The organism is Vibrio sp. 99-70-13A1, assembly GCF_013114625.1.
Lineage (GTDB): Bacteria > Pseudomonadota > Gammaproteobacteria > Enterobacterales > Vibrionaceae > Vibrio.
Genome location: NZ_VTXD01000028.1, coordinates 43,994 through 63,519, shown reverse-complemented (window position 1 = coordinate 63,519; position 19,526 = coordinate 43,994). Strand labels below are relative to the sequence as shown.

The following is a 19,526-nucleotide window of genomic DNA, read 5'->3' as shown; positions in this document are numbered from 1 at the left end:
ATTTAATTCTAATTTATCATTATAAAAGGCTCCAATATGGGAGCCTTTTGATTTAAAGTTAAATTAACTATTAACTATTAACTATTAACTATTAACTATTAACTATTAATAGGATTACCACATTCATCTAACAAAGGAGTATTGGGCTTATAATGCTCTGAAGACAAACCAATCTTTTCTGGTATCGCTGTACCAATAACCAATGAAGACCAAGTACCCACAATAATCCCAGCAAACAATGCAAACGCAAATCCACTTAATGTACCGCCTGCGATAAGGCCAATACTGCTTACCGTCAATAACGTGGTTCCAGACGTTACTAGAGTCCTAAACAATGACGATCGTATCGCTTGATCCGTAGATTCACTGGTACTCTGATTCGGTCTACGGGTCAGGTACTCACGAATTCGGTCTCCGATAACAATAGAGTCATTGAGCGAGTAACCCACAACAGCAAGCAATGCAGCAAGAGCGGTGAGATTAAATTCAATCGAAAACACCACAAACAATGCTAAAACCACCAGTACATCATGCAGTAGAGCAACAATCGCGCCCAGAGCTAATCGCCATTCAAAACGCACAGTTAAGTAAAACATAATGGCGATAGACGCAACAATCAGGGCTAAACCACCTTGCTCAAATAATTGCTCACCCACCTGCGCGCCAACAACTGAGCTCGACACTAGATTAAGCGGATGGCCTAGTTCCAACTCCACTAATCTTAACCACTGCAACAACTCCAATTCACCTGTTCCGCCAATAGGAAACTGTAACTGCCAAGTTTGGTAGGTAACATCGGGCACTAGATTAGGTAATTCATCAAATACCGTATTCAAGGCTAACTGCATCGCTTCCAAGCTCACAGGGACATCAGCATTGACGACATGGGAAATACCACCAGTAAACTCAAGCCCAAGTGTAAACCCTTTGGTTGCTATCAAAACAATTGATATCAACATCAACCCTAGTGAAACCAACAAACCGTTCCACCTTACTTTTGACCACTGAATATCAGCGACTCGTTGGTTAAGCTTTGTCATTGTCATGCCCCCAAAGTTTTGTCATCCACATTTGGCTATAGAGTAATCCCGTAAACATACTGGTTAACAGTCCAATCCCGAGCGTTATTGCAAAACCCTTAACCGCACCATAGCCAATCGCAAACAAAATAATTGCTGTGATCAACGACGTCAGGTTTGCATCAATAATCGTACTTCTTGCCTCTTTGTAGCCTCTTGGTATCGCGCTCGCTAGCGACCTTCCTGCTCGCATTTCTTCTTTGATTCGTTCAAACACTAAAACGTTAGTATCAACCGCCATACCCATTGTGAGTACAAGACCTGCAATACCTGGCAAGGTGAGCGTTGCTCCTGGTATTAACGCTAGAAAACCTACAATCATGACAATATTGGCGATCAACGCGGCACATGCGATAACACCGAACTTTCGGTACAAAACCAGCATAGACACAAATGTCAGAGCTAAACCGACCAATACCGCAAGCAAACCCTTTTGGATATTTTCTTCACCTAGGCTTGGACCAATCACTTGCTCATCAATAATGGTCACAGGGATGGTCAATGACCCAGAGCGTAGAATTAGCGCAAGATCTTGTGCATCGGAAATTTGCCCGATACCCGTTATTCTAAAACGACTTCCTAATTGGCTTTGGATCGTAGCAATGTTGATCACTTCATGCCGTTGAACAAGTTGGTTGTTATGATCTTGATGATATTCGCTGTATAAGGTCGCCATAGGTTTACCGATGTTACTACGTGAGAAGTCAGACATTTTGCTGCCTCCCGCACTACTCAACACTAGGTTCACTTCAGGTTGTCCAAACTCGCCAACCGATGCGGATGCACCAATAATGTACTCTCCCGTTAACACCGGTTGCCTAGACAAGCGTACAGATTCCCCATCACGCGTAGTATGAGTCTGTGCAGCTTGGCTTGAATCAACAACCGTATGAAAAGAGATCGTCGCCGTCGCACCAATAACACGCTTCGCAACTTGAGGATCTTGAACGCCCGGAAGCTCTATCAATATACGGTCAGCTCCCTGACGCTGGGTGACTGCCTCAGTGATACCTAAACTTTCAATACGCTGGCGCATGATATTTAGGGTTTGCTGCATAGCTAGGCTTGCCTGCTCTTCTTTAATGCTTTCATCAAGTGTAAAACGTAATACGTTATCGTTTATACTGATTTTCCATTCAGAAAATTGTGAACGCATGTGGTCGGTTACGTTTTGAATACTGTTTGAATCACGACTACTTAAATTAGTAATAATGACCGAGAATCCATTGTTATCTATGTCAGCAATTCGACTGCGTATTCCTTCTGCACGAGCCACGTGACGAGCATTCGTCGATGTCGCTTCTACCAAACTTTTCACGCTGTCATCTATTTCAACTTGCAGCATGAATTGCACTCCACCACGAAGATCTAATCCAAGGTTAATGGGTGTTAGCCCTACCTGGCTAAATAGCTGAGGTGCTGCACTGACGAATGAAAAATGAGAATGAGCTAACGGAAACGCCAATGACAATACCTGTTGCGCTTCTCGCTGTTCTTTCTTATTTTCAAAGATTAACGTTGTTTCGTCTTGTTGATTCTCAACACTTAGTGGCGTTATCTGATTTTCAACTAATGCGCTTAGCAAAGGCTCAATGGCTACAGAACTATCAGCGTGATTAAGAACCAAAGCTGGCTTTTCGCCAAAGAAACTCGGTACTGCGCTAATCAGTAAAAGAATTAGCAAGAAATAGGCAAATATTTTTTTCATGTTCTTTACCCTATAAGTACACGTACTTCACGAGATAAAAGCTACCTTCTGGGGCCTGTAACCAGTTCGTAGCATTCACACCACCAGGTCGGTACTTTGATATTTTGATCACTAAGCTGCCATCGAGTTCTCGATGGAAGTTCATATTATCGATATTAGTAATCAATTTCTGACCACCATCTACTATCTCATTACTTTGCTCATCCACGATCACAATCGACCATAAATCACTTTCGGCTTCTTCCTTTGTAATTCGATACGTCAGAGATTGATTATTACTGATTTGTTTGACATCACTCGTTGCTTGAATTTGAGGTTCACTGTCATAAATGAGCTTGGCTATTGCAGACACGTCCTCCAACATCGAGCTCGAAGACCATGCAAAACTTGAGAAAAAACCGTTTACAAGAAGAGAGAATAACAAAAGATATTTATTGAAATTTTTCATAGGATTAACAACTGTGGATTGATGCTACTTAGATTCTTTTTTGAACCTATTTCCTTTGCTGCATTAAGTTTCCTTTCCTAGAAAACCATGAATGCAGTGATCATAAATTACCAACGATGTCCTGAATATGGTTTACAGAAATTCAAATATGACTTCAGAGATTCACATTTGAATTTCTCTAATTCTTTGAGTCTTTTAGTGAAGTTAAGCAAACTCAATTCAAACGACATTGAGTAAAAAAATTAACGTCTAATGCCAAATCAACATTTTCATTTTGGCTAATTATTTAAATCCTGAGGAATCGATAACATGAAATTCAATATTATTTATCTCAATGATCGACGCTATAAGATCTACGATATCGGAGAGGGTCAAAGTGTGATGTTTATTTTCCACAGAGAGAAAAGCATGTCCGATTTAGAAGATATTGTAAGATTGAAGCTAAAAAAGCACCAACGAGTAATCATTGTCGATCTCAGTGATGATTTCCCTAGTGACATATCAAAAGTGACTAAAGAAAATTGCCAAGCATTGATTGAAGATCTTCACCTACTTGCTGATATCTACTGGCTTGACGACGTAGCAGTAGAAAGCGATTACATTAACAAACCAATGATCGCAACGTTGTCGACCCTGTTAGGTAACAGGTGCGTTGCTTTGACTACGTTATAGTTGTGTCGAGGGGGGGGGGGCTTGTCATGCTGGTACTGCCAACTTATCTAAATTGGGCGTCAAAACTCACTTCACGACACCCTACCCTGAATTTTGGATACAAGTCACCCTACCCCACTCTACAAGTGATCGTTCACGGAAAAGTCGATAGTGCTTGGCTTGCATCAAATGACGGCCCGGTCGAAATAAGTTATTCACCACGCCATGGCAACTCAAAAATCGCTGCACTTGACCATGAGACTTGAATAGACGCATTTGCCTTTCTTGCTGTCGCGTAGGTTGGTGAGATAACTCGCAACCGTTGTTCTCATTCTGAGTTTTAAAGTGTTTAATGCTGGGTAGAAGCTTATTTTTGGCAGCAGCATAGCTGGCTATTTTATTCGTCACCACCTTTAACGGCGTTGCGCCCTCACTTTCAATAAGCGCTTGAAAAATCTTAATGCTGCCGCTTTATCTTTCCGCTTTTGAACTAAAATAACTATCTCGTCACCATCTTGATCAACCGCTCGCCAGAGGTAATGTAATACGCCATTTATCTTGATGAATACTTCATTCAAATAACTACACCTTAAACAGCTGCCTTCAGGTTAACCTTGGCTCAGGTTTTCACTATTCATCGGTGTCACTATTTGGTACTTCAAACGTTTTGGTTCCCGTTGAAGATAAAGTCGCTCTATCGCTCACAGCATCTTTGCTTTCAGAGAACTATTGGGTTTTAGAAAAAGACGAGCCAAAATCTTGTTTGAAAGTTCAAAGAATTGGCACAGATACCGTGAAAGAAATTGAAGTTCGTTGCCTCTCTTCAGAACTTACAAAATCAACCCACGGTGGTATCTACATTCACGATGATATTCATCTAAATAATCTCGCAAGCAAAGAATACACCCATTCCCCATTCGGCAAGCTTGTGGAGCTTCATCAATCTAAACGAGTAAGTTTTTTGAACTCAATTCAACCCAGTTTGTGAGGCACTTATGATCGAACAACAAGTTTCCATCATCACCTTAAACAAGGCCGCAACCCTAATCGGGTTGTCACCTAAAACTCTGCGTAATCGAATTCATGAAGGCTGTTACCCATCGACAGTTTTTATGAAAATTAATGGCACATGGATGGCTGATATTGAGGAGTGGAACAGATGGCACCGAATTCATCATTAAAGCTACCACCTGGTATTGAATACCATGGATTATCATTACGTATCGTTTTCTACTACAACGGTAAGCGTTACCGTGAGTCGCTTGGATTAAAGGTAACTAAACAAAACATCAAGTTTGCTAGCAACAAACGTGAAAGCATTTTGTACGAGATTAAGATTGGCGTATTCAATTATGCGAAACATTTTCCCAAGTCAAGACATGGATTTGGAAAGCCAGCAGGAGAAAGTGTACTTGACTTAGCGAAGCAATTTCTTGAAACAAAAGCCTATGACGTTAGACGCTCAACACTTCAACGATACAAGTGGGTACTTCGTGATTTCTGCAAAGCTTATGGTTCAAAACGAAGTACTGATACTCTCTCGCCACGAAGCTTAATGCAGTTCAAGAGTGAATTGGTTCAAGGTCGAGGAGGAAAAACGATCAACCGAAACCTTGTGACGATCAATGCATTTTTAACTTGGCTTCATAAGATGGAATACGTAGAAAAAGATTTATCAGACGTTCTAACCCGAGTTAAAGAAGCTGATGCAGATATCCAACCGTTTTCGGTTGAAGAAGTGAGAACAGCTCTAGAAAGCAGTTTCCAGCTTCAACACAAAAATATCATTACCACTTTTGCTTACACTGGGATTAGAACTGGTGAGTTATGCGCACTAGCATGGGAAGATGTTGATTTTGAGAATCGTACTATCCATATTCGTCGCTCTAGCTATGTTGACCGTGGACTCAAAACAACAAAAACGGACACTGAGCGTTTTGTCGACTTGATGCCACCAGCTATTGAAGCATTACAATCACAGATACTACTGACATGTTCTCTGCCAATAAAAGAGTACGATGTTGAGTTTCCAGGAAATGTTATCAAGAAAGAAAATCTGCACTTTGTCTTTAACCCTAAAGTTGTCAGAGCGCAAAAACGAAGTGATTATGATTACTATGGCAGCCGTGGCTTAAACCGTATCTGGCGGAACCTATGTGATAAAGCTGGTATTGAGTATCGCAACCAGTACCAACTCCGCCACACCTATGCAAGTTGGATGATCACTCACGCTAACGTAAATATTACCTATTTAGCTCAACAAATGGGTCATGCTGATATTACTATGGTTGCTAAGATTTATGGAAAATGGCTTGCAGAGTCAAATAAGAAGGAGTCAGATCGTGCTTGGAGTGAGTTACGTAAAGTTCACCCTAGCAATTTATAATGGAGCATACTGCATTAGAGTTAGTACATAATTTGCCGAGAAAAACTGGAGATGTTTTAGTATCGGTAGACCTCTTCAACCCTAGTGTATTAGAAAGGTAGGTACTGTCAACTGATGCGCTGACTGCTAAGTCGACAGTACCCTAAGTTGCAATAGCTAACAGCGACAACCTGAGTATTCATGCTCTATCAAAAATAACTTTCTCAGTTCTTCTAAAGCCAATTTTTGTTACCAAAATATTTCCTTTTTAGCCGCCTAACTTCCCCGAAGATAATTGAAAAATCATCAACACCACCAATATCCCCGAAATCTCTGAGCAGAGTAAATTGAAAATCCCACCGAAAAGCAGTTTGTTCCTGACGAAGACTCGGAGAGTTGGGTCAAAACTTATCTCTGTATAAGTCGAGTAGTAGCATAAACACCAAAAACCCTCTGTTTCAACGTTGTAAAAACACAACTATGAAAGTCAGACGTTCACCATTGGGTCTTTTTCCCTCAGCAAACTAATGCTCTCCAAATCGATTGATTTGAGTTTGTCTGGGCGTATTCAAAATACGTCAACTAAACTTGTATGAAGCTAAAATTAAATTCCATTGGTCTACTTCCTAGAATATCCAATGTTCAAAATACCCTTTTAACCAATTGATATTAAAAATAAAAAACACAAAAAAGCCCCAAAAACTAATGGGGTGATTCCATCGGGTTTTGGGGCTAAATTGGGGCTTTTAAAAGGGCTAAATGGGGCTAAATGGGGCTAAATCTTCCATTTTACTGCGGTCATACCCAGTAAAAAAACCATTAATAGAACGCCAAACCTTTTCAGATTTTCACCTACTCCCAATCAAGAATAACCTTGCCTGAAAGCCCGCTACGCATAGCGTCAAAGCCTGCTTGGAAGTCATCAATTTTGAAGTGATGAGTGATGATTGGCGTTAGATCTAGGCCAGATTGAATCAAACTCGCCATCTTGTACCAAGTTTCGAACATCTCACGGCCGTAGATACCTTTGATAACCAAACCTTTGAAGATTACTTGGTTCCAATCTACTGCCATGTCTGATGGTGGAATACCTAGTAGAGAAATCTTACCGCCATGGTTCATGTTAGTCAGCATGCTGTTGAACGCTGATGGGTTACCCGACATTTCTAGACCAACATCGAAGCCTTCTGTCATACCAAGATCAGCCATTACGTCTTCAAGCTTCTCTTCCATCACGTTTACAGCACGAGTTACACCCATTTGGCGAGCAAGATCTAGGCGGTATTCGTTTACGTCAGTAATTACCACGTGGCGAGCACCAACGTGCTTAGCAACAGCGGCAGCCATGATACCGATTGGACCAGCACCAGTGATTAGCACGTCTTCACCTACTAGGTCAAAAGAAAGCGCTGTGTGTACTGCGTTACCAAACGGGTCAAAGATTGATGCTAAATCGTCAGAGATTTCTGCAGGGATCTTAAATGCATTGAACGCTGGGATCACAAGGAACTCAGAGAACGCACCAGTGCGATTTACACCAACACCAGTTGTGTTACGACAAAGGTGAGTACGACCGCCACGACAGTTACGACAGTGACCACATGTAATGTGACCTTCGCCAGATACTCGATCGCCGATTTCAAAACCACGAACTTCTTGGCCAATGCCAACCACTTCGCCCACGTATTCGTGACCTACAACCATAGGCACTGGAATTGTGTTTTGTGACCACTCATCCCAGTTGTAGATGTGTACGTCTGTACCACAGATTGCGGTTTTCTTGATACGAATAAGAAGATCATTATGACCCATTTCAGGTTTTTCAACCTCGGTCATCCAAATGCCTTCTTCTGGCTTAAGTTTAGAAAGTGCTTTAATTTTCATAATGTTACCTAGTTCATCTCACCTAAACTCAAAGTTAGGTGAGAATCAGAAATCTATATGTTCTATTGGATATAGTTCATATCTAATCAATAACGGCGTTAGCTTAAAGCCAACTACTCGATAAAAAGTTAGATAATACCCATGTCTTTACCAACTTGGATGAACGCATCGATTGCGCTGTCTAATTGCTCACGAGAATGTGCAGCAGACATTTGCGTACGGATACGAGCTTGACCTTTTGGTACGACAGGGAAAGAGAAACCTACAACGTAGATGCCTTTCTCTAGAGCGCGCTCTGCGAATTCAGCCGCAACTTTTGCATCACCAAGCATGATTGGGATGATTGCGTGATCAGCACCGCCCATAGTGAAACCAGCGTCTTCCATGCGAGCGCGGAAGTGAGCAGAGTTTTCCCATAGTTGAGTACGTAGGTCGCCAGATTCCGCTAGAAGATCTAGAACACGGATAGATGCAGATACGATTGCAGGAGCAACAGAGTTAGAGAATAGGTAAGGACGAGAACGCTGACGTAACCAATCAATGACTTCTTTCTTACCAGAAGTGTAACCGCCTGAAGCGCCGCCCATTGCTTTACCAAGCGTACCGGTGATGATGTCGATACGGTCAACAACGTTGTGGAACTCATGAGTACCCGCGCCATTTTCACCCATGAAGCCGACTGCGTGAGAATCATCAACCATCACTAGTGCGCCATACTTGTCAGCAAGGTCACAGATAGCAGGAAGGTTAGCGACTACGCCGTCCATAGAGAACACACCGTCAGTTACGATAAGAGTATTACGAGCACCCGCTTCTTTAGCCGCGATTAGTTGCTGCTCTAGCTCTTCCATGTTGTTATTTGAATAACGGAAACGCATCGCTTTACAAAGGCGAACACCATCGATGATCGATGCGTGGTTTAGTGCATCAGAGATGATTGCGTCTTCTTTACCAAGAATGGTTTCGAATAGACCTGCGTTTGCATCAAAGCAAGATGTGTAAAGAATCGTGTCTTTTTTACCAAGGAAGGTAGATAGCTTTTGCTCTAGCTCTTTATGAGAGTCTTGAGTACCACAAATAAAACGTACAGAAGCCATGCCGAAACCGTGCTCATCCATACCTTGTTTCGCCGCTTCGATAAGCGCAGGGTGGTTAGCAAGACCTAAATAGTTGTTCGCACAGAAGTTTAGAACTTCTTCACCGGTAGAGATAGAAACTGCAGCTTTTTGAGCAGAAGTGATGATGCGCTCAGATTTGTAAAGACCTTCAGCTTTTACTTCTTCGATTTGGTTCTGAATTTGTTGATAGAATGCAGAAGACATTATCCAATTCCTTCATAATTATTATGAAGCAGCTTTTTCGCTGCCTTATGTAGGGGAAGTACAAATGGTTTTTTGCGACCATTTACACTGTAAAACTAATAACAATATTCTAGTAGAACATTGCCGTTTCTATTATCCCTACAAACGGAAAAACATTAATGAATCTAAGGCACAAATTAAATGTAAGCTAAGTGACGTATAGCACAGTCAGAGGCTGATCTTTCACGTCACTCTTATTTCTAAATCTATTTCTCTTTCTCTTTCTCTTTCTTACGCGATTAATTCACACCCGCATGGTTACACATCAATCGCGTCAAATTATGAGAAGATATATTTATCCATCATAGTCACCATTTTGCCGATCTCAGGTTTAGTGATCGTATCATTGGCGCCTAAAGCAATAGCTTTTGCACGGTTATCTTCACTCATTAATGATGAGAACATCACTATTGGTGTTACCGCATAAGCTTCACTGTCACGTAGACGTTTTAGAAGGTGCATACCATCCATTCTCGGCATTTCTACATCGGTCACAATTGCATCGATTAAATCATCAATGGGTAAATTCTCAGCCTTCGCTGATTCTGCAAGCTCCATTAGCTTGTCATGACCTTCACCACCATCTTTACAAGCAATAACGTTGTAACCTGCCGAGGTAAGCGTATCTTGGATTAGGTTACGGATAAACGCAGAGTCATCAACAACCATAATAGTTTTACCATTACGTTTGGTGATCATTCTCTGGTTCAAATCAACCGATTTGTCCTCCGTTACGTCATACTTCTCCATGCTCAACTCTGGGTTGATATCCGCAATGATTTTTTCGAAATCTAGAATCATGATCAAGTTGCCATCTTTACGAACAACCGCAACCACACAATCCTGTTCACCAGCTTCTAAAAATTGACTTGGTGATTCCACATCATTCCAAGAAATACGGTGAATACGGCTAATGCTATCGATAAGGAATCCATTCGTCATTCTGTTGAAGTCAGTCACGATAACGAATTTCTTTTCCATATTTTCGCTAGTACGAACACCAAGCCAGCCACCTAAATCAACTAAAGGTGTCAAAATGTCACGAGAAGAAAATACACCGACCATATGAGGCTGGGCATTAGGGTAGTCCGTCGTATCAGGTACTTGAATCACTTCACGAACTTTCGCAACGTTAATACCGTAGTAGCACGTTTTTGTGCCACCATTTGGTAGCTGCTTAATCAAATGAAACTCAATGATTTCAAGTTCATTTGTTCCACTTTCTGTCAATATCGTACTGTTAGACTGACTCATATTTTTTCTTCTTTGTTTTATCTATTTATTATCAGTGACTTCAATTTTACTGCGCACTGGAATTAATACGTTTTTAACCCTATCAATAGCTTGTTGCAACTTTTCAATGAAGTAAACCTCGACATCTTTTTCAAATACGTAAAGTACATCTCTTTCTTACGCAACAAGCTTCACCTTAAACTCAAACTATTCTGTCTACATTCATATTCATGCAAGTACAGTGTTCCAAAAAATTTGGCTGGTAATTATACCCTCATCTTTCAAAAAGTAAGAATAAGGCTCAACTGAAAACGCTCGATATAATATTACATCTATCATTAAGGTAGGAGTACATCAATGAAAGATCTAGAAATCACGCCCATACAGAATGAAAGCCGCAAAACTGTATCAACAGAGTTACGGCTTATCAATCAATATAGTATTTAATGGCTTGGAAAGCAGAGTTAAAAAAGAAATCCCCCGCACTTAAAACTAAGTTTGGGTAATGGGATCTCGTTGAACGCTGTCTTCAGTTCTCTCAGCTAACCAGTACAGCCACATCATCACTAGGCACAATATAAAGCAAAGTCCAAATAACCAGTTCGAGTTAAGTGATTCTATGACAATACCGCCAATTAAAGGCGCGATTGCAAAGCCTAAAGAATACAAAGCCGCTGCACCAAAATACGAACCCCGTAAATGAGGCGGAGCAAGGCGGTCAATTTGAACATTTAATGTAGGGAACGCAATCACTTCACCCATGCTTAATATGAAACACGCAATTGCCCATCCAATCGGCCAGTCTTCCGGTGTGAGTAAAAAAGCAACTTGAGCTAACGCCATTAATGCCATTCCAATGCGGGTTCTTACAAATAGAGGAACATGTTCTAACCACTTAAGCATTGGGAATTGGAAAATAATGATCGTCATTGTATTTACAAGCACGAGCCCTGCCACAATTTGAGCTGCATCAGAAATGGATGATCGAACAATAACTTGAGGAATAGAAGACTCAACCTGAGCATACACAAACATCATGATGAAGTTCGCTATCATCAACTTAACAAAAATATTGTCTTTACGAATGACATGCAATGTCGCAGTAAAATTAGGTAAAGTTGATGGATCAGGTTTATTGAAACTTTGATTGCGTTCAATACCAAATAATAACCAAAAGCCGTAAACTACGTATGTAGCACCAGCAATGAAGAATAAATTTTGAGGATGTGACAAACCAAGAGTAATACCCAGCAGCGGCCCTAATGCACCACCTAAGTTGAGTAAGAAGTATCGAATGTTCAATGCTAATTCGCGATCTTTGGGGTCATCTAAGTTATCGCCCAACACTGCTTTTGCTGGGGCTTCTATCATTGGTCGCATTAAACCAGTGATAATAATTAAAATGTAAAACTGCCAAATTTCGGTTGCTAGACCAATGCCAGTGTAAGCAAGTGATGCAACCCAACTTCCGCATACCATTACCCACTTTCGACCAAACTTGTCAGAAAGATAGCCTGAGTATAGCCCGGTTCCTGCACCGACTACGGCTGATGCCGCGAGCATTCCACCGACTTCTATCGCTGAGGCCCCAAAGTCTTGGTACAAAAACACAATAAGAAATGGCCAAGCCATAAAATAACTGGTTCGAGCCAATAATGTACCGGTTAACACTGTCCAAACTGAAAAGTTGAACCTTTTAACTCTTTGTACTTGAAACAAACTGTCCTTTTTTTCCATATGATCTCCCTATTAGCTGACTGCTGATTTACATTTTGTTATTGCAACTTTTTGTTGCTTATTATTCGCCCAGTATATGACTTCACTATGTAAAATAAAGCTTTCATTTATAAATTAATCCTTCAGCATTATTTTTAGATGTTTACGGTTTGCTTTCCCATTTATTTAGATCCTTTAATCGACTAAAACTGATTGAGTTGACTCACTTAATCATCGTCATCAGACGACGTAAAGCACCATAATCTAAGTCATTGAACTACTTACATAGCTGATTTAACTAACGGTTTACCTTTAATTTTTAACTGGCTTCGTTTTGCGCATAGGGTAGTAAACATGCTCGCACTCACAATCAAAGTGATTCCGAGAAGTTGTTGATGAGTAAACCTATCGTCAAAAAACATGGCTTGCCAAATCGCAGAAAAAAGCAGATTGGTGAAGATCAGAGGTGCGAACTGGGAACCACTCTCAGCTAATTGATAAGCTTTTGAGCGAAATATCTGAGTATTGATGGTCAACAAAGCAAGCAGCAGAACCAGAACAATCACTTTCCAATCAAGTAAGTTATGACTCTCCCATAGCCCTGCCCATTGCTGCTTCCAACCGCTAATCAACATAATTGGAAGAAGCATGAGGCCCGCAATAAGAAACGTCCAAGCGTTGGTTTCTACTGGCGTTAAAGCACTTTTTGATGCTCGATATAAACTTAACTGTGAACCAGAATTGAAGACACCTGCCAATAACCCAAGCAATAATTCACTTTTAAATTGGAACTGGGATAAGTCACCAGCCATCAGAATAACGCCACAAAATGTAATCAATAAACCCAAAATGGTTGATAACCTTATTGAGGCACCAAAGATTAATTTTTCTAACAAAGGGATGAATAAAGGACCGGTACTGAATAATACAATCCCTTCAACCAATGATAAGGTTTGTAATGATGTGAGAAAACACCACTGACAAGCCGCAATACAGAACCCACGAATCACCAATGGCTTAAGCATTGTGTGAGGAATAGCTCTCAACCGAGTGAACATAAGAAAAACAAAGAGCATTGAACTAGGCACTGCAAACCTTATAAAACTCAGTAATTCAACTGGGGTTAATTGCGCTAAATGCTTGGATAATAAACCTGTGACCGACAAACTAAATGTCGACACCAGCATGAAAGATGTAGCCTTGGTAATATCAGACATAATTATCACCTCCTAATACGGTTATATTAAGAAAGTGACGGGCATAAAAATAGCGAGTAATATTAACTAGACTTGTAAGGAAAACTTACCAATGAAAAAACTCGTTCCTTTAAAATCTATTTATGCTTTCATCGCAGTAGCAGAAACAGGCAGCATGACGGAAGCGGCTAACCTTTTATTTGTGAGCCATTCTGCGGTTAGCCAAGCTATCAAATCTTTAGAACAGCAGATCAACAAGCCACTATTTCAAAGAGTGGGGCGCCGCGTTGTACTGAATGCCGATGGAAAGCGATATTATCGAAAAGTTGCACCTGCGCTAGAGCAAATCATTGATGCGACAGAAGAAGCGGCGTATGTCGCGAATGAAAACAGAATTACTCTCAACATGGTCAATTCACTCGCGATGCACTGGTGGATCCCACGAGTACCAAATTTCCAAGCTTTCTCTCCTACTCTTGATGTAAGAATATCAACCTTAACCGGACCGTTTAATTTAGATCATGAAGGGGTTGATATTGCACTTGTGCATGGCGTACCTGATGAGTGGCAAAATTTCCATTGTGAAAAATTAGGCAATGATGATTTGGTGCTTGTTTGCAGCCCATCATTACTTGAAAGCCTTTCTCTCACTCCATCAGCTGAGTTGAAATCACTATTGGAAAACGAGCCTATTATTGGAGTGGTCAATAATCGCAGAAAACACGACTGGCAAGTTTGGTGCGATCATTATGGATTCGAATTACCTAACTTCCACAGTCATTTAACTTTCAATATTTCTATACAGGCAGTGCAAGCTGCTACTCGTTCATTAGGGATATTGGTTACCCACAGGCTGTTTGTAAAAGATGACATAAGTCATGGTTCATTAGTAGAACTTGGAGAGCCTGTCGTGAATCCACATCAAGACTTCTATTTCGTGTGTCCTAAAAATAAACTGAAACAGGAAAGTGTGTTAAAACTAAGGTCATGGTTACAAAACGAGTTTGCTCAACCAGAGCCAAATCCCTTTGTAAAAACTCAATAAACTCTACAAGCCCCACAAAAAATCATTCAATAAGGAATCATTATGATTGTCACAACGACCCAATCTGTTGAAGGGAAAAGAATCGTTAATTATAAAGGTGTCATTGCAGGAGAAGCGATTTTAGGCGTGAATGTATTTAAAGATATGTTCTCAGGAATCCGCGATCTAGTGGGTGGTCGCTCTGGTACTTATGAAAAAGAACTCGAAAAAGCTCGTACTTACGCTTTTAAAGAATTAGAGCAAAAAGCACACGATCTAGGCGCTAATGCAGTTGTTGGTGTGGATATTGACTACGAAGTCCTTGGTCAAGGAAATGGAATGTTAATGGTTTCTGCAAGTGGCACTGCGGTGGTTGTCGCTTAACTGTTTATCTGTTTATCTGTTTATCTGTTTATCTGTTTATCTGTTTATCTGTTTAAGACATTGTTGTATCTCAAATAGCTCAGGCTACAGAGCGAACCCTAGCCTGAGCTATAACGTGTTATGACTTTCCGCCTGCGACTTCGAGGCGGTCAGAATCACACATCAGTACTGAAGTCTTTTTTTAATAATAAGTTTTGAATGATAAGCTTCGTATCAGAAATTTGAATCTGCTTATTCTTCCAAAAGCGCCTCAAAACGATCCAATCCTCTAAGCATTTCGAAATCTGGCTCATCTGCCAGTAACTCTCGCATAGAACCACTTGCTCCAATAGATCGAACTAAATCATCAATCGCTTGCCCTTCAGCCCCTAACCTCGCGTAAGCACAGGCTCTTTGATAAAGCGCATGAGCATTTTGGTCATCCACCTCTAAGACTCGATTACAGAGGCTCATAGCCCAATGATATTCTTGCATTTCCATCGCAGCATCCGCTTTGTATGTTAATGCTTCTAGGTCTCCTGGGCGTATTTTCAATATTTCATCATAAGCTTCTATCTTTTGCTCTGCGGTTTGCACACTTTGAGAGCGTAGCCATAAGTTATGTATTTCATTTATGATTTCAATCTCTCGGTTATTCTCAGAAATTATGCGAGTTTTACGCTTTAAATCTCGCTCTAGAGCTAAGAATTTTTTCTCATATTCTTGCGCAATTTTATCCAACCTCTGATCTGCCATTTCCTTTGTATTATGCTTAATCTCTTTGAAAGTTTGCCAACCAATTAACGCCACCAACGAAGCGACACCAGCAATCATGTAGAAAAAATAAGTCACGGTCACATTAACGTAGTTGAGCGACTTGTCTGCCACCTCAAGCTCTCGGTCAGTAATCTGTATCGTCATCCTACGCTCTAGATCTTGTTGCTGGAAACGAAGCTGCTTCAATTCATCAAGAATATAGCGCTCCATTAAAGGGCGATCTAAATACTCTTTCTCTGAATATTTCACATCTTCAGCGCTGAATACTGATGCTGTAAAAAAAGCGAACATGAAAACGATTAATGTGCGAAACATCGCTAATTCCTTTTACTTGGTGAATAAATTGAGGAAAACCTCTAGTACAACAGTAGCATTTCACCACCTTTGCATTAATAGCTCCTGCGGACCACATTTAACATATTAACAACATCAGTACACCATCTTAGGCTTAATAATTATGAATAATTTAAAATCCAATACAGTTTTCGCTATTCAGAAACGAAAAAAGCACCCAACTATAGGTGCTCTTAACCATCATTTTACTGTTTATTCACTTCATAAAGTGAATGAAAGCTTAATATGGCTTGTTCAGCATGCTTGTCCAGAGTTCGCATTTAGCAATAAATGCTTTCAAATATACTGATGGGTTTGCTAACTTTTCACCGCCTTTTATATCAGCCCCAGTTACACGCCAGTAATTTTTAGCAATTAGATTTCTATGCGAAATGAAATCTTGTATCTCATTCGTTTTCAAAGGAAGTTTATCGCCAAAAACTTGCTCATATAAGTTAAGAGTTAGTTCTAACTCTTTTGGGCTTCCTTTAAGAAAAGCCTCTGGTGTAATGCTTAGTACTTTTCGCTCTTTTTCACAGCTATGTTTTGATATTAACTTTGTAATCACTTGGTAAAGTCCGAACTCAACCTTTTGGGTTTCGAGCAATGCACGACCAAGTAAAGCTAACTCACTTGAATTTTCAATATGTACTTCTGAAGCAGCGAATTCTGTCACTGTACCAACCTCAATTATTTCACTTATACACTGTGTTTAATCAATATCTTTTTAAATTGATATATACGTCTTAAGGTCTCTAGCTCTATTGAATATCTAGGCTAATCAATCGCGAGATCTGATAGATAACCATATTGAATAAATAGTTATATTAAATAGATAGATAGGCTTAATCACGATTTTCGCTTAAACGACCATTTCTTCAATGAACAATTAAACAGCGTCATCCCATTGAACAGCTTCAACGACACTTAATCGAGCCGAATCAAACACGACATAATTTTGCGTTTTTTCACTTTTGGCTATCTGAACATCGCCTTTAAAGCCTGTTCTGATCAGCTTTTTAGCTAACTGCTGTGGGGCTTTATCAAAAACCACATTTAAAAATGGTAATTCTTTGTCATGGATAATTCCCTGTTCATTAAACAAATCTAAAGATTTAGAAAAATGGTCTGTGTCCGTAAACTCAATTATTTCAACTATTTCTTCCAACAACATCTCTTATTCATTCCATAAAAAATCATAATGTTAAATAAAAATGGCTTTTGCTCTGTATTGATATGTTTTGTAAAAATATCAACCCAAAAGCCAAAGCACCCCTATAGTGGTAATACAATAACTCAATTACCAATCTATTTAACAGGGCGACATACCTCAAGCTAGTTCTATTATAGTAACATATTTTTTGTCGTGAAATATGTTACTAAGGACATTCTCAACAAGTGTTGATCCGCTACAAGAGAAATCAACTCTGTAGTGAATATAAACACATAAAAATCAAGATAATAAACATTCGTGAATTCTATTCTTATCAATATAAAAAAGACCAGAAGTGATGCCTTCTGGTCTTTTAATTTTGGTTGTATTGTGACCTGCAATAAACTTTGTATCGGTTATTCTCGCAGACGAACCCTATTAATAGTCTAGAATTCAGTATCGGACTCACTCATAGCTTTAGCGGATCTTAAATTTAACTCACTTTAAATCGAGCCACTTGTTCATTAATCTCTTCTGCTAGCTCTCATCATGGTTGTATATATGTACGTCTCGCTGTGGGAATGGAATGCTGATACTTTCTTCATCAAATCGTTTTTTAACCGTTTCAGTCACATCCCAGTAAACTTCCCAGTAATCATCTGTTTTCACCCAAGGGCGAACCACAAAATCCACCGAAGATGTATTGAGCGTATGTAGCTTCACCATATGTTCTGGCTTTTTCAAAACCAAAGGATGTTGAGTAAGAATATCGTTCAGTACGACTTTCGCTTTGTCGATATCATCGGCATAACCAATACCAAACACCATATCAACTCGACGCAATTTTTCTGCCGTGATGTTGTTAATGACGTCACCCCAAATTTTGTTATTCGGAATGACTAAGATTTGGTTATCAATCGTTTTCACTGTGGTCGAAACAAGGCTCATGTCTTTAACGGTTCCTTGCACGCCAGCAACTTTTACCATGTCTCCCACATCATATGGACGGTAAATCAAAATCATTAAACCAGAAGCAAAATTAGACAGGGTGTCTTGCAAGGCAAAACCAATAATCACACCCGCCACACCAAAACCAGTCAGCAATGGAGCAAGTTCAATGCCGACTTGGGAAAGTGCCACCAGCAAGCCTATGAATATCACACCCTTTGAAGCGATGGACACAAAGAAGTCCTGCATTAGGACACTGAAATCCATTTTAGAATGCGAAACACTCTTTCTTACGGTTTTGCCAGTCAGACGAGACAAGGCTCTGGTGATGTAGAGAATACCGAGGAATAAGGTCAATTTAACAATCATGGATGGGGTATTTTCAAACGCCCAGTCTTTAAAAGATGTTCCCCACTCTTCCAGCAAACCAAACGCAACGTCTATATCCAGCACATCTGCATTTATATCGCCTGTTGTCGCGAGTAAGATTTTCTTATAAACGGTGACATCAACGCCGAGTCCACCCATTAAGCCAACTGTCGATTCTAAGCTTAACGCCATCATATTAGTGCGTTCACCTAGCCTAACAATTTCAGTCGTCAGCTTCGTTTTTTCATCAGCACTTACGTAGGTTAAACGCTTCTTGATGTCTTGAACTTGTGTATCGGTGTAAAAGATTGCATTCGTCAAGAACTCAGCGCGATTTTGTAAGGCAGCTTTTAGCTTAGAAAGAGGCTCCGTCACATCAAGTTGGCGAGTCTGAGACCAGCGCAATGTTTCCGCTAACTGTCTGTAGTAAATGTCCATCGTGCTGATGCGTTTTTGAACTTCAACTTCTAAACTCTTTTGCTCGTCACCTGAAGATTTTCGGCTAAGCTTGGTTAACTCTAAAATTTTAACTTCACTTAATCGCAGTAATTTTTGTAATAGCGTGGCTTGCTCAACCAACACCATATTGAGTTCTTCCGTTGCCCCTGCGGCAACTTCAACACCAATTTGTTCACGTAATGCTTGGTTTTTTCGCCTTAAGATATCTTCAAGGAAGGATTGTTCGAATTCATGCGCGGATTCTAAGAGAATATAGTCCGCTGATAATTTATTTTGTACTTCTACCACTCTATCCAGATTTTGTGCAAACCCAAGCGTTGAGACCAACGTGAGCATAAGTACAACACTGCATAATAACTTCCTCATACCTATTCCTTAGTAACAGTTAAAAGCTTCCCTCCTAGAATAGTAAATAGCGCCTAATTAACAATGAGTTATTTCACCTAAATAGAAAAATAT

General features: G+C 40.1%; 18 protein-coding genes. 5 read left to right on the top strand and 13 right to left on the bottom strand.

The features are described 5' to 3' along the window. Positions 1–98: 98 nt before the first annotated feature. Genes secF through F0226_RS16575 form a run of 3 tightly spaced genes read right to left on the bottom strand, consistent with a single transcriptional unit; the run spans position 99 to position 3,139 of the window. On the bottom strand, positions 99–1,040 hold the full coding sequence (gene secF / locus F0226_RS16585; protein WP_171736686.1) for a protein translocase subunit SecF: 942 nt from the start codon (positions 1,038–1,040) through the stop codon (positions 99–101). Further along, positions 1,027–2,787, bottom strand: a complete 1,761-nt coding sequence (gene secD / locus F0226_RS16580) for a protein translocase subunit SecD (protein WP_171736685.1) — start codon at positions 2,785–2,787, stop codon at positions 1,027–1,029. The genes secF and secD overlap by 14 nt, the downstream gene beginning before the upstream one ends. A gap of 10 nt (positions 2,788–2,797) precedes the next feature. Beyond that, the gene (locus F0226_RS16575) at positions 2,798–3,139 is read right to left on the bottom strand and encodes a DUF1214 domain-containing protein (RefSeq protein ID WP_171736684.1); all 342 of its coding nucleotides are present in this window, start codon (positions 3,137–3,139) and stop codon (positions 2,798–2,800) included. A gap of 405 nt (positions 3,140–3,544) precedes the next feature. Here F0226_RS16575 and F0226_RS16570 point away from each other — a divergent pair, with 405 nt between their 5' ends. Further along, entirely contained in the window at positions 3,545–3,907 is a 363-nt protein-coding gene (locus F0226_RS16570; RefSeq protein ID WP_171736683.1) for a hypothetical protein, read from the top strand. A 392-nt stretch (positions 3,908–4,299) separates the two neighbouring features. Here F0226_RS16570 and F0226_RS22425 read toward each other — a convergent pair whose 3' ends face one another. Continuing rightward, positions 4,300–4,464: a DDE-type integrase/transposase/recombinase gene (locus F0226_RS22425; protein ID WP_216606657.1), complete on the bottom strand. Its 165-nt coding sequence runs from the start codon at positions 4,462–4,464 to the stop codon at positions 4,300–4,302. Between the two features lie 62 nt (positions 4,465–4,526). On the opposite strand from F0226_RS22425, the gene F0226_RS16560 reads away from it, so the two are divergent. Further along, complete coding sequence (locus F0226_RS16560; RefSeq protein WP_171736682.1) at positions 4,527–4,874, top strand: hypothetical protein; 348 nt, start codon at positions 4,527–4,529, stop codon at positions 4,872–4,874. A 171-nt stretch (positions 4,875–5,045) separates the two neighbouring features. Beyond that, a complete protein-coding gene (locus tag F0226_RS16555; RefSeq protein ID WP_171736681.1) occupies positions 5,046–6,272 on the top strand; it encodes a DUF3596 domain-containing protein in 1,227 nt (408 codons plus the stop codon). Positions 6,273–7,103: 831 nt separating this feature from the next. Here F0226_RS16555 and tdh read toward each other — a convergent pair. The 5 genes from tdh to F0226_RS16530 all read right to left on the bottom strand — a co-directional run bounded on the left by tdh (position 7,104) and on the right by F0226_RS16530 (position 13,662). Next, positions 7,104–8,135 (bottom strand): L-threonine 3-dehydrogenase, encoded by a 1,032-nt coding sequence (gene tdh, locus F0226_RS16550; RefSeq protein ID WP_171736680.1) that lies wholly within the window; start codon positions 8,133–8,135, stop codon positions 7,104–7,106. A 128-nt stretch (positions 8,136–8,263) separates the two neighbouring features. After that, positions 8,264–9,457 carry a glycine C-acetyltransferase gene (locus tag F0226_RS16545; protein WP_171736679.1) on the bottom strand — a complete coding sequence of 398 codons (1,194 nt, stop codon included), beginning with the start codon at positions 9,455–9,457 and terminating at the stop codon, positions 8,264–8,266. Between the two features lie 318 nt (positions 9,458–9,775). Continuing rightward, positions 9,776–10,750, bottom strand: coding sequence for a chemotaxis protein (locus F0226_RS16540; RefSeq protein ID WP_171736678.1), 975 nt, complete (start codon positions 10,748–10,750; stop codon positions 9,776–9,778). Between the two features lie 471 nt (positions 10,751–11,221). After that, positions 11,222–12,466, bottom strand: coding sequence for an MFS transporter (locus tag F0226_RS16535; protein WP_171736677.1), 1,245 nt, complete (start codon positions 12,464–12,466; stop codon positions 11,222–11,224). Between the two features lie 260 nt (positions 12,467–12,726). Next, positions 12,727–13,662, bottom strand: a complete 936-nt coding sequence (locus F0226_RS16530; RefSeq protein WP_171736676.1) for a DMT family transporter — start codon at positions 13,660–13,662, stop codon at positions 12,727–12,729. Positions 13,663–13,753: 91 nt separating this feature from the next. Here F0226_RS16530 and F0226_RS16525 point away from each other — a divergent pair, with 91 nt between their 5' ends. Both F0226_RS16525 and F0226_RS16520 read left to right on the top strand, forming a co-directional pair. Beyond that, on the top strand, positions 13,754–14,686 hold the full coding sequence (locus F0226_RS16525) for a LysR substrate-binding domain-containing protein (protein ID WP_171736675.1): 933 nt from the start codon (positions 13,754–13,756) through the stop codon (positions 14,684–14,686). A gap of 42 nt (positions 14,687–14,728) precedes the next feature. Then, a complete protein-coding gene (locus F0226_RS16520; protein ID WP_171736674.1) occupies positions 14,729–15,049 on the top strand; it encodes a heavy metal-binding domain-containing protein in 321 nt (106 codons plus the stop codon). 231 nt (positions 15,050–15,280) lie between these two features. On the opposite strand, the gene F0226_RS16515 is transcribed toward F0226_RS16520, so the two are convergent. From F0226_RS16515 to F0226_RS16500, 4 genes are all read right to left on the bottom strand, one after another. Then, positions 15,281–16,120 (bottom strand): alkyl sulfatase dimerization domain-containing protein, encoded by an 840-nt coding sequence (locus tag F0226_RS16515; RefSeq protein WP_171736673.1) that lies wholly within the window; start codon positions 16,118–16,120, stop codon positions 15,281–15,283. Between the two features lie 259 nt (positions 16,121–16,379). Beyond that, positions 16,380–16,814 carry a hypothetical protein gene (locus tag F0226_RS16510; RefSeq protein ID WP_171736672.1) on the bottom strand — a complete coding sequence of 145 codons (435 nt, stop codon included), beginning with the start codon at positions 16,812–16,814 and terminating at the stop codon, positions 16,380–16,382. A 213-nt stretch (positions 16,815–17,027) separates the two neighbouring features. Beyond that, the gene (locus F0226_RS16505; RefSeq protein ID WP_171736671.1) at positions 17,028–17,312 is read right to left on the bottom strand and encodes a hypothetical protein; all 285 of its coding nucleotides are present in this window, start codon (positions 17,310–17,312) and stop codon (positions 17,028–17,030) included. A 516-nt stretch (positions 17,313–17,828) separates the two neighbouring features. Beyond that, on the bottom strand, positions 17,829–19,433 hold the full coding sequence (locus F0226_RS16500; RefSeq protein WP_171736670.1) for a mechanosensitive ion channel family protein: 1,605 nt from the start codon (positions 19,431–19,433) through the stop codon (positions 17,829–17,831). Positions 19,434–19,526 lie beyond the last annotated feature (93 nt).

Bases quoted from the DNA above. Each gene is read 5' to 3' on its own strand.
- secF (WP_171736686.1), bottom strand. From the start codon at position 1,040: ATGACAAAGCTTAACCAACGAGTCGCTGATATTCAGTGGTCAAAAGTA.
- secD (WP_171736685.1), bottom strand. From the start codon at position 2,787: ATGAAAAAAATATTTGCCTATTTCTTGCTAATTCTTTTACTGATTAGC.
- F0226_RS16570 (WP_171736683.1), top strand. From the start codon at position 3,545: ATGAAATTCAATATTATTTATCTCAATGATCGACGCTATAAGATCTAC.
- F0226_RS16555 (WP_171736681.1), top strand. From the start codon at position 5,046: ATGGCACCGAATTCATCATTAAAGCTACCACCTGGTATTGAATACCAT.
- tdh (WP_171736680.1), bottom strand. From the start codon at position 8,135: ATGAAAATTAAAGCACTTTCTAAACTTAAGCCAGAAGAAGGCATTTGG.
- F0226_RS16545 (WP_171736679.1), bottom strand. From the start codon at position 9,457: ATGTCTTCTGCATTCTATCAACAAATTCAGAACCAAATCGAAGAAGTA.
- F0226_RS16540 (WP_171736678.1), bottom strand. From the start codon at position 10,750: ATGAGTCAGTCTAACAGTACGATATTGACAGAAAGTGGAACAAATGAA.
- F0226_RS16535 (WP_171736677.1), bottom strand. From the start codon at position 12,466: ATGGAAAAAAAGGACAGTTTGTTTCAAGTACAAAGAGTTAAAAGGTTC.
- F0226_RS16530 (WP_171736676.1), bottom strand. From the start codon at position 13,662: ATGTCTGATATTACCAAGGCTACATCTTTCATGCTGGTGTCGACATTT.
- F0226_RS16525 (WP_171736675.1), top strand. From the start codon at position 13,754: ATGAAAAAACTCGTTCCTTTAAAATCTATTTATGCTTTCATCGCAGTA.
- F0226_RS16520 (WP_171736674.1), top strand. From the start codon at position 14,729: ATGATTGTCACAACGACCCAATCTGTTGAAGGGAAAAGAATCGTTAAT.
- F0226_RS16515 (WP_171736673.1), bottom strand. From the start codon at position 16,120: ATGTTTCGCACATTAATCGTTTTCATGTTCGCTTTTTTTACAGCATCA.
- F0226_RS16505 (WP_171736671.1), bottom strand. From the start codon at position 17,312: ATGTTGTTGGAAGAAATAGTTGAAATAATTGAGTTTACGGACACAGAC.
- F0226_RS16500 (WP_171736670.1), bottom strand. From the start codon at position 19,433: ATGAGGAAGTTATTATGCAGTGTTGTACTTATGCTCACGTTGGTCTCA.